The 10,234-nt window shown below is 71.4% G+C and carries 8 protein-coding genes; 5 read left to right on the top strand and 3 right to left on the bottom strand.

The features are described 5' to 3' along the window. Positions 1–36: 36 nt before the first annotated feature. From nuoL to nuoN, 3 genes are read left to right on the top strand one after another with little or no spacing between them, the layout of a single operon-like run. Positions 37–1,932, top strand: coding sequence for an NADH-quinone oxidoreductase subunit L (gene nuoL / locus ABD299_RS13445; protein ID WP_344261889.1), 1,896 nt, complete (start codon positions 37–39; stop codon positions 1,930–1,932). Between the two features lie 3 nt (positions 1,933–1,935). Beyond that, a complete protein-coding gene (locus ABD299_RS13440; RefSeq protein ID WP_344261887.1) occupies positions 1,936–3,537 on the top strand; it encodes an NADH-quinone oxidoreductase subunit M in 1,602 nt (533 codons plus the stop codon). After that, positions 3,534–5,177 carry an NADH-quinone oxidoreductase subunit NuoN gene (gene nuoN / locus ABD299_RS13435; protein ID WP_344261885.1) on the top strand — a complete coding sequence of 548 codons (1,644 nt, stop codon included), beginning with the start codon at positions 3,534–3,536 and terminating at the stop codon, positions 5,175–5,177. Before ABD299_RS13440 ends, nuoN begins: the two co-directional genes overlap by 4 nt. Positions 5,178–5,251: 74 nt before the next feature. Here the strand turns inward: nuoN and ABD299_RS13430 are convergent, their stop codons facing one another. The 3 genes from ABD299_RS13430 to fahA form a co-directional block, all read right to left on the bottom strand. Then, positions 5,252–5,755, bottom strand: coding sequence for a hypothetical protein (locus tag ABD299_RS13430; protein WP_344261883.1), 504 nt, complete (start codon positions 5,753–5,755; stop codon positions 5,252–5,254). 164 nt (positions 5,756–5,919) lie between these two features. Next, positions 5,920–6,450 carry a hypothetical protein gene (locus ABD299_RS13425; protein WP_344261882.1) on the bottom strand — a complete coding sequence of 177 codons (531 nt, stop codon included), beginning with the start codon at positions 6,448–6,450 and terminating at the stop codon, positions 5,920–5,922. Positions 6,451–6,590: 140 nt separating this feature from the next. Further along, entirely contained in the window at positions 6,591–7,817 is a 1,227-nt protein-coding gene (gene fahA, locus ABD299_RS13420; protein ID WP_344261880.1) for a fumarylacetoacetase, read from the bottom strand. 197 nt (positions 7,818–8,014) lie between these two features. Between fahA and ABD299_RS13415 the strand changes: the two genes are divergently transcribed. Continuing rightward, positions 8,015–9,025: a polyprenyl synthetase family protein gene (locus ABD299_RS13415; protein ID WP_344261878.1), complete on the top strand. Its 1,011-nt coding sequence runs from the start codon at positions 8,015–8,017 to the stop codon at positions 9,023–9,025. Positions 9,026–9,346: 321 nt separating this feature from the next. Then, the gene (locus ABD299_RS13410; RefSeq protein ID WP_344261876.1) at positions 9,347–10,210 is read left to right on the top strand and encodes a LolA family protein; all 864 of its coding nucleotides are present in this window, start codon (positions 9,347–9,349) and stop codon (positions 10,208–10,210) included. The last annotated feature ends 24 nt before the right edge of the window (positions 10,211–10,234 follow it).

Below are 10,234 nucleotides of genomic sequence, written 5' to 3'. Positions count from 1 at the left end.
GAGGAAGCCCGAGGAAGTAATGAGGGAAGTGAACCAGTGGAGTCATTGATCGGACTGCTCGTCGGGGCACCGCTGCTCGGCGCGGCAGTACTGCTCCTGGGCGGGCGGCGCCTGGACCGCACGGGCCACTGGCTCGGGACCGCGCTCGCCGCCGCGTCGTTCGTCATCGCGGTGGTGCTCTTCTTCGGGATGCTGGGGCGGGCGGGCGACGACCGCACGCTGAGCCAGCACCTGTTCAGCTGGGTGCCGGTGGGCGGGTTCCAGGCGGACCTCGCCTTCCAGCTCGACCAGCTGTCGATGACGTTCGTCCTGCTGATCACCGGTGTGGGCACCCTGATCCACCTGTACTCGATCGGCTACATGTCGCACGACGAGCGGCGGCGGCGCTTCTTCGGCTACCTCAACCTGTTCCTGGCGGCGATGCTGCTGCTGGTGCTGGCCGACAACTACCTGCTGCTGTACGTCGGCTGGGAGGGCGTGGGTCTCGCCTCGTTCCTGCTGATCGGCTTCTGGCAGCACAAGCCGAGCGCGGCCACCGCGGCCAAGAAGGCGTTCATCGTCAACCGGGTCGGCGACGTCGGACTGTCGATCGCCATCCTGCTGATGTTCACCACCTTCGGCACCTTCGCCTTCGGGCCGGTGCTGGAGAACGCCACCGAGACCGGTGAGGGCACGCTGACGGCGATCGGCCTGATGCTGCTGCTGGCCGCCTGCGGCAAGTCCGCCCAGGTGCCGCTGCAGTCCTGGCTGGGCGACGCGATGGAGGGCCCGACCCCGGTCTCCGCGCTGATCCACGCGGCCACCATGGTGACCGCCGGTGTGTACCTGATCGTCCGCTCCGGCGCGATCTTCAACGCGGCACCGGACGCGCAGACCGCGGTCGTCGCGGTCGGCGCGGTGACGCTGCTGTTCGGTGCGATCGTCGGTTGTGCCAAGGACGACATCAAGAAGGCCCTGGCCGGTTCGACGATGTCGCAGATCGGCTACATGATGCTGGCCGCCGGACTCGGCCCGGTCGGCTACGTCTTCGCGATCATGCACCTGGTGACGCACGGCTTCTTCAAGGCGGGGCTGTTCCTCGGCGCCGGCTCGGTCATGCACGGCATGAACGACGAGGTCGACATGCGGCGCTACGGCGGGCTGCGGACGTACATGCCGGTCACCTTCGTCACCTTCGGCCTCGGGTACCTGGCCATCATCGGCTTCCCGTACCTGTCCGGGTTCTTCTCCAAGGACGAGATCATCTACGCGGCGTTCGGCCAGGGCGGTGCCCAGGGCTGGCTGCTGGGCGGCGTCACCCTGCTGGGCGCGGCGCTCACCGCGTACTACATGACCCGCATCATGCTGCTCACCTTCTTCGGTGAGAAGCGCTGGCAGCCGGACGAGCAGGGGCACGAGCCGCACCCGCACGAGTCCCCGAAGTCGATGACGATCCCGATGATCGTGCTCGCCTTCGGCTCGGTCTTCGCCGGCTTCCTGTTCAACCTGAACCACTCGTTCGTCAACTGGCTGTCCCCGGTCACCGGCACCGCCTCGGGCGACTCGCCGGTGTCGCACGGCATGGTCTCGGTGGCCGCGACCGCGGTGATGCTGATCGGTGTGGGCATCGCCTGGTGGCAGTACGGGCGCCGGCCCGTTCCGCAGGTCGCCCCGCACGGCCGCTGGGTCACCCGCGCGGCCCGGCGCGACCTGCTCCAGGACGACTTCAACCACGCGGCGTTCGTCCGGCCCGGCAACTACCTCACCCGCGGCCTGGTTTACGTCGACCACAAGCTGGTGGACGGCGTCGTCAACGGCATCGCCGCGACCTTCGGCGGACTGTCCGGCCGGCTGCGGCGGGTCCAGAACGGTTTCGCCCGCAGTTACGCGGTCTCGATGTTCGGCGGTGCGGCGGTCCTGATCGCCGTGACCCTGCTGATGAGGGCGGTCTGAGTTATGTCATTTCCTCTGCTGACGGCCACGGCCCTGGCGCCCGCCCTCGGGGCGGTCGCCACGGCGGCGGTGCCCACCGCCCGGCGGCACATCGCCAAGTGGGTGGCGCTGGGCTTCTCACTGGTGACCGTGGCGTTCGCCGCGGTGGTACTGGCCCGCTTCGAGCCGGGCGGTGACCGGTACCAGCTCACCGAGTCCCGGGCCTGGATCGCGGACTTCGGGGTCCGCTACGAACTGGGCGTGGACGGCATCGGGGTGGCGATGGTCGCCCTGACGGCGCTGATCATCCCCTTCCTCATCGGGGCCGGCTGGAACGACGCCGACCCGGTGAAGGGCGAGAAGCCCTCCGGCCGCCGCTGGCGGCCGACCCAGGGCTTCTTCGCCCTGATCCTCATGGTCGAGGCGATGGTCATCATGTCCTTCGTCGCCACCGACATCTTCCTGTTCTACATCTTCTTCGAAGCCATGCTCATCCCGATGTACTTCCTCATCGGCGGCTTCGGGGACCGGGCGGGAGCGGTGTCCGGCGCGGAGAACCAGGCCCGCCAGCGGGCGTATGCCGCGGTGAAATTCCTGCTGTACAACCTGGCCGGCGGCCTGGTCATGCTGGCAGCGGTCATCGGCCTGTACGCCGCGACCGCCGACCAGCTGGGCGCCGGGACCTTCTCGCTGCAGGCCATCACCGAGGCCCGGGCCGCGGGCGAACTGACCTTCGCCCAGAACACCGAACGCCTGCTGTTCCTCGGCTTCTTCCTCGCCTTCGCGATCAAGGCACCGCTGTGGCCGCTGCACACCTGGCTGCCCAACGCGATGGGGGAGTCCACCGCCCCGGTGGCGGTCCTGATCACCGCCGTCGTGGACAAGGTCGGCACCTTCGCGATGCTCCGCTTCTGCCTGGGGCTGTTCCCCGAGGCCAGCGTCTGGGCCACCCCGGTGGTCCTCGCCCTGGCCCTGGTCAGCATCATCTACGGCGCGCTGCTCGCGCTGGGGCAGCGGGACATCAAGCGGCTCATCGCCTACGCCTCGATCAGCCACTTCGGCTTCATCGTGATGGGCATCTTCGCGATGACCAGCCAGGGCCAGGGCGGCGCCACGCTCTACATGGTCAGCCACGGCTTCGCCACCGCCGTCCTGATGCTGGTGGCCGGCTTCCTGATCGCCCGTCGCGGCTCGCGCCTCATCTCCGACTACGGCGGGGTGCAAAGGCCCGCCCCGGTGCTGGCCGGAACCTTCCTCATCGGCGGCCTGGCCACCTTGTCGCTGCCCGGACTGGCGCCGTTCGTCAGCGAGTTCCTGGTACTGGTGGGCACCTTCAGCCGGTACCCGGTGGTCGGCATCATCGCCTGCGCGGGCATCGTGCTGGCCGCCCTGTACGTCCTGGTGCTCTACCAGCGGACCATGACCGGTCCGGTGCGCGAGGGCAACGAGAAGCTGCCCGACCTGAGGCCGCGCGAACTGGCCGTGGTGGGACCGCTGATCGCCGTGCTGCTCTTCCTGGGCGTCTTCCCCAAGCCGGTGCTCGAGATCATCGACCCGGCCGTCCAGCACACGCTCTCCGACGTGGGCGAGAGTGACCCCGCACCCGAAGTGGAGGCCGCAAAGTGAGTTCCGTATCTGGTTTCCACGCGCTGTGGACAACAGCGCAGGGGCCGCTTGAGGCCCCGCAGATCGAGTGGGCGGCGCTCTCCCCGAGCCTGATCGTGCTCGGTGCCGCCGTCGTCGGGGTGCTCGTCGAGGCGTTCGTGCCGCGCCGCGGCCGGTACTCCTCGCAGGCGGTGCTGTCGATGCTGGCGCTGGCCGGGGCGTTCGCCGCGGTGGTCGCCCTCGCGGCCGGCGGGCACGCCGGCACCGAGTCGCAGATCGCGGGCATGGGCGCGCTGGCCGTGGACGGCCCGGCGCTCTTCCTGCAGGGCGTGATCGTGCTGGTCGGCCTCGTGTCGGTGTTCCTGTTCGCCGAGCGCAAACTGGAACCGGCCGAACACGGCGCACGGGTGGACTCCTTCACCGCGCAGGCCGCCTCCGTGCCGGGAGGCAAGGCGGAGGCCGCGGCGGTCAAGGCCGGTCACACCACCACCGAGATCTTCCCGCTGCTGCTGTTCGCGGTGGGTGGCATGCTGCTGTTCCCGGCGGCCAACGACCTGCTCATCCTGTTCATCGCTCTCGAGGTCTTCTCGCTGCCGCTGTACCTGCTGTGTGCGCTGGCCCGCCGCAGGCGTCTGCTCTCGCAGGAGGCGGCCGTCAAGTACTTCCTGCTGGGTGCCTTCGCCTCCGCCTTCCTGCTCTTCGGCATCGCGCTGCTGTACGGCTACGCGGGCACAGTGAACTACGCCGGCATCGCCGACGTCGTCAGCGGTTCCCCGGCCGAGGTGGACGCCGGGCTTGCCTCCACCATGGGCAATGACATGCTGCTGCTGATCGGCGGCGCTCTGGTGATCATGGGCCTGCTGTTCAAGGTCGGCGCCGTGCCGTTCCACATGTGGACCCCTGACGTCTACCAGGGCGCCCCGACCCCGGTGACCGGCTTCATGGCCGCCGCTACCAAGGTCGCCGCCTTCGGCGCCCTGCTGCGGCTGCTCTACGTGGTGCTGCCGGGCCTGCGCTGGGACTGGGAGCCGGTGCTCTGGGGTGTGGCCATCGCCTCCATGGTGGCCGGTGCGGTGGTCGCCATCACCCAGACGGATGTGAAGCGGCTGCTGGCGTACTCCTCGATCGCGCACGCCGGTTTCATCCTGGCCGGTGTGGTGGCGCTCAGCGCGGAGGGCGTCTCCTCGGTGCTCTTCTACCTGGCGGCCTACTCGTTCGTGTCGCTGGGCGCGTTCGCCGTGGTGACACTGGTCCGCGACGCGGGCGGAGAGGCCACCCACCTGTCCAAGTGGGCCGGTCTGGGCCGTCGTTCGCCGCTGCTGGCCGGCGTCTTCGCGCTGTTCCTGCTGGCCTTCGCGGGGATCCCGCTCACCTCCGGGTTCGTGGGCAAGTTCGCGGTGTTCAAGGCGGCCGCGGAGGCCGGCGCGATGGGCCTGGTCGTCGTCGGTGTGATCGCCTCGGCCATCGCGGCGTTCTTCTACGTGCGGGTCATCGTGCTGATGTTCTTCAGCGACCCGCAGCCGGGCGGGCCCTCCGTGGTCATCCCGAGCCCGCTGACCAGCTCCGTGGTGGGTGTCGCCGCAGTGGTCACGGTCGTGCTCGGCGTCGCCCCGCAGTACTTCCTGGACCTGGCGAGCCAGGCCGGGGTGTTCGTGCGGTAGGCGTCCATGTGACATGTCGGTGGCCCGGTCCCCGGCGGGGGTCGGGCCACCGGCATGTGAGGGGACCGGGAGAGTCAGTCCCCGAGCGGATTGAGCTCCTTGGAGTAGGTACCGCTCTCCCCGGACGCCCAGGTGAACGTGAGGTTGCTCTCGCTGTTCAGCGTGACCCGGCCCTTCTCCTGCGTCATGGTCTCGATGCCCTCGCTGCCGCAGAACAGGTCGAGGACCCCGCCGTTCCCGAGCCCGCCCATGCAGGAGATGCCGTTCTCGCCGCCCTCCTCCCCGGCGAAGAACTGCACGTGCTCGCCCGTGATGACCAGGATGCCCTCGGTGTCGCCGGCGTCGTTCTTCCAGAAGCCGTGGAACTCGCCGAGTTCCGTGTCGTCGCCGAAGCCGGCGTCCCGCTCGTCGTCCCGCGAGCCGTCCTCGTCGTCCGCGGGCTCCGCGGTGTCCCGGGAGCCGTTGTCCCCGCCCGCGCCGGCCGACTCCTTCCCCCCGTCGTCGCTGCCGCAGGCGCTCAGCAGCAGTGCCGCGGATATCGCCGCGGCGGACACGGCCAGCCGTGCTCTGGTGCGCATTCGGATTCTCTCCCGTCGGTTCCTTCCGCGCCTCGGACGGCGCGGACAGGGTGACGCTATCGGCGGGAGAGCCGCCGGGGGGCGGGTGTTACGGGATCAGGACACGCGCCGGCTCCCTTCCCCGCGGGCGCCGCGGGGAAGGGAGCCGGTGTGCGGCGGCAGTCTCAGGAGTCGGTCTCCGCCGAGCCGCCGATGCCGCCCAGGTCGCCGATGTCCCCGAAGTCCAGGTCCTCCAGACCCTCCAGGTCCGGGATCCGCGCGTAGTCCTGGGTGGCGCCGTTGTCCCAGGCCACCTCCATGCTGTCGCCGTCGGCGGTGGCCACCGCGTACGTCCACTCCGTGCTGCCCATGGCGCACTCCAGGGTGAGCCGTGCCGTCTCGCCCTCGTCGGCGACCTCGCCGGAGCACATGTCGGCGCCGTCCGGGAGGAAGAACGTGGCCGAGCCTCCCGTGATGATCAGGACGTTCTCGTCGTCGTCGCCCTGACTGAGCCACAGGCCGTCGAGGCCCTCCGCCGGCCCGTCGGTGGCGTCGTCCCCGCCGTCGGTTTCCTCGGTGGTGTCGTCGGCGGGCTGCCGCGTCTCCTGGCCCTCCACGCCGTCGCCGTTGTCACCGTTGTCGCTGCCGCAGCCGCTCAGTATCAGGGCCGCTGCCGCCACGACGGCCGGCGCCGCGAGCCGTACTGCCTTACGCATGGGTCCTCCTGTCGAAACGCGGCCGCGGTGCGGTCCGGGGACCGGCCGGGCCACGGGCGGGCGGTGGCCGGGGCGGGTCCTCGGCGGCGTCCCGCCCCGGGCCGAAGCTGTAGTGTTCACGACACTCTAGCGTCGCGGTCTCAGCGCGCCGGCGTCACCGTTCCGGTGACCTCGCCCAGCCCGACGCGCCTGCCCTCCGGGCCCGGCGCCCAGGCGGTGATGACGACCTCGTCACCGTCCTCCAGGAACGTCCGCTCCCCGTCCGGCAGCCGCAGCGGGTCACGGCCGCCCCAGGTCAGTTCCAGCAGGCAGCCGCGCTGGCCGGGCTCCGGGCCGCTGACGGTGCCGGAGGCGAACAGGTCGCCGGTACGCAGCGTGGCGCCGTTGACCGTCATGTGCGCGAGCTGCTGGGCCGCGGTCCAGTACATCGCGGAGAACGGCGGCTCGGCGATGACGTGACCGTTCAGCCGCACCTCCAGCCGCAGGTCGAGCCCGTCCGCGGTGCCCTTGTCGTCCAGGTAGGGCAGCAGGGGATGGGTGCGCTCCGGGGGCGCCACCGCGGCCGTCTCCAGCGCGGCGAGCGGGGTCACCCAGGCCGAGACGGAGGTGGCGAAGGACTTGCCCAGGAACGGGCCCAGCGGCACGTACTCCCAGGCCTGGATGTCCCGGGCCGACCAGTCGTTGACCAGGCACACGCCGAACACGTGCGCGCGGTAGTCCGCCAGCGCGACCCGTTCGCCGGGTGCGGTCGGGGTGCCCACCACGAAGCCGACCTCGGCCTCGATGTCCAGCCGCCGGGAGGGGCTGAAGAGCGGGGCGTCCTCGTGCGGGGGCTTGCGCTGGCCCTGCGGGCGGATCACCGGCGTGCCGGAGACCTGCACGGTGCCGGCCCGTCCGTGGTAGCCGATCGGCAGGTGCTTCCAGTTGGGTGTCAGCGGCTCGCCGTCCGGCCGGAACATCCGTCCCACGTTGGAGGCGTGGTGCTCGCTGGCGTAGAAGTCGACGTAGTCGGCCACCTCGAAGGGAAGGTGCAGGGTGACCGGGTCCTTCTCGCTGTCGAGTGCGAACAGCAGCGGGGCGATGGTCTCCTGGTGGGCGGGTGAGGTGAACCACAGCCGCAGGTCGGCGCGGACCGACTGCCACACCGCGTGTCCGGCCGCCATCAGCGGCCCCAGGTCCGGCGCGGCCAGCAGCGTGGCGTGCGGGGACCCCAGGGCCCGTGCCGCGGCGCCCGCGTCCAGCACCCAGCCGCCGTAGCGCACACCCACCCGGCGGTGGCCGGGGTCGTCCGCGGTGCTGAACACGCCGTAGGGGAGATTGTCGGCGCCGAAGAGGTCGTCCTCGGGCAGATCGGGCAGGGGGGACATGGTGATGCCTCGCCTTCGGGGTCGCCGGTCGGGGAACAGCGGTGCTCAGCGTACGACGGCCGGTGGCCCGTGCCGCCGCGTGGCGGGCCCTGACCCGTCCGGGGCCGCCGGGTCACGAGGCGGTACGCGCTGCCGGTGATCGACAGCCGACCGGTTACGCTGCGGGGGACAACGCACCGGAGACAGGAGTAGCGCTCGTGACCGTCGTGGGGCCCTTCGGGGTGAGCGTGCGGGACCAGGCCCTGGAAGCCGATGTCCAAGCGGGGCTGGCGGCTGTCGAAGCCGGTCTGACCGAGGCCACCAAGAGCGAGGTGCCCTTCATCACCGAGGCGGCGCAGCACCTGGTGCGGGCCGGGGGCAAACGCTTCCGCCCCCTGCTGGTCATGCTCGCCGCCCAGTTCGGCGACCCGCACGCCCCCGGCGTGGTGCCGTCGGCGGTCGTGGTCGAGCTGACCCATCTCGCCACCCTCTACCACGACGACGTCATGGACGAGGCCGCGGTGCGGCGCGGCGTGGCCAGCGCCAACGCCCGCTGGGACAACTCGGTCGCGGTGCTCACCGGCGACTTCCTCTTCGCGCGTGCCTCCAGCATCGTGGCCGAACTCGGCCCGCAGGCCGTCCGTATCCAGGCCGAGGCCTTCGAGCGCCTGGTCACCGGCCAGATCCAGGAGACCGCGGGTCCCTCGGGGACCCAGGACCCCATCGACCACTACCTGGACGTCATCGCGGGCAAGACCGGCTCGCTGATCGCCGTCTCGGGGCGGTTCGGGGCGATGATGTCCGGCGCGGGCGAAGCGGTGGTGGACACCCTCACCCAGTACGGCGAGCGGATCGGCGTGGCCTTCCAGCTCGCCGACGACGTCCTGGACATCGCCAGCGACAGCACCGAGTCCGGCAAGACGCCCGGCACCGATCTGCGGGAGGGGGTCGCCACCCTGCCCGTGCTGAGGCTGCGGCGGCAGGCCGCCGAGAACGGCTCCGCCGAGGACCGTCGGCTGGTCGCGCTCCTGGAGAGCGACCTGACCGACGACGCGCGGCACGCCGAGGCACTGGCCGCTCTCCGCGTCCACCCCGCGCTCGACGAGGCCAGGCGGGACGCCGTGCGCTTCGCCGACCAGGCCAGGAGCACGCTGGCCCCGCTGCCGGACTGCCCGGCCAAGGACGCCCTGTCCGCGCTGTGCGACGCGGTGGCCGACCGCACCGGCTGACGCACCTCCTCGCCTTCCTTCTCCCCCTCCCCTCCCCCTTCCCTGCGCGCCGCCCCACCGTCCCCCTGACGTGCCGCGGTGCCCCGGCTCGTCCGGCGTCGCGCCCGCGCAGTGCCGCCGTGCGCCCCTGTGACATGTGATGCGACGGCCCGGCCCCGGGGATGCCCCTAGGGGAAGCCGGGGCCCGGCGCGCCCCGGGCTCATCCCGGGGGAGGAGAGCGATCGCAACCGGCGGCCGATGCCCGCGCCGCCGGGGCCTGCTGGAATGGATCTCGACAATAGGTCACCGGGGGACGGTGCCGGGGTGACGACGAAGTGGGGATGAGAATGGGACTGAACGAGAAGCTCCGCCGGGCCGTGGTGCCCGCCGCCGTGGTCGCCGGTGTGGCCGCCGCCGGCGCCGGGCTCTACCCGGCGATCGCCAGCGACCGCGGCCCGGACCTGCCCGATGTGACGCCTCATGAGGTCATCGTGATGATGGCCGGCTCGGACACCGAGCAGCTGTCCGGCACGGTGCGCGTGGACGCGGGCCCGGCGCTCGCCGAGTTCTCCCGGTTCGCCGACGGCCTGGACGGACCGGCCGGCGCGCTGGCCGATCTGGCCTCCGGCACCAGCACGCTGCGGATCGCGGTGGACGGCCCCGAACGCCAGCGGCTGGTCATCTCCGAGGGCGCCGAGGAGTTCACGCTGATCCACAACCAGGGGACCGTCTGGGCCTACGACGGCGCCAGCAACACCGTCTTCCGGGGAACCGCTCCCGAAGGCGCGGAGCTGCCCGGTGCCGACGACTCGGCCCGGCTCGGCGGACTCACCCCGCAGGAGGCCGCCGAGCGGCTCCTGGAGGGCGTGGAGGATCACGCCGAGTTCACGGTGGAGGGCACCGGCAGGGTGGCGGGCCAGAGCGTCTACCGGCTGCTGGTGGAGCCGGCCGAACCGGAGGGCATGGTCGACCTGTTCCGGATCTCGGTGGACGCCGAGACCGGCATTCCGCTCGCCGTGACCCTGGAGGGCGACGAGCGGACGCTGGTGGACGTGGCGTTCTCCCGCATCGACTACGAGCAGCCGTCCGGCGGCAGCTTCGAGTTCACCCCGCCCCAGGGCGCCACCGTGGTGGACCTCGACTCCGGCGAAGGACTGGCCGGCTTCCTGCCGGACTTCCTGGAGCTTCTCCCGGACCACAACTGACCGATCCGCCCACCGGCCCGAGGG

Origin of the sequence: Streptomyces sodiiphilus, assembly GCF_039529215.1 — a bacterium.
Taxonomy (GTDB): domain Bacteria; phylum Actinomycetota; class Actinomycetes; order Streptomycetales; family Streptomycetaceae; genus Streptomyces; species Streptomyces sodiiphilus.
Note: the sequence above shows the minus strand (reverse complement) of the source record. Positions and strands in the feature narration are given on the sequence as shown.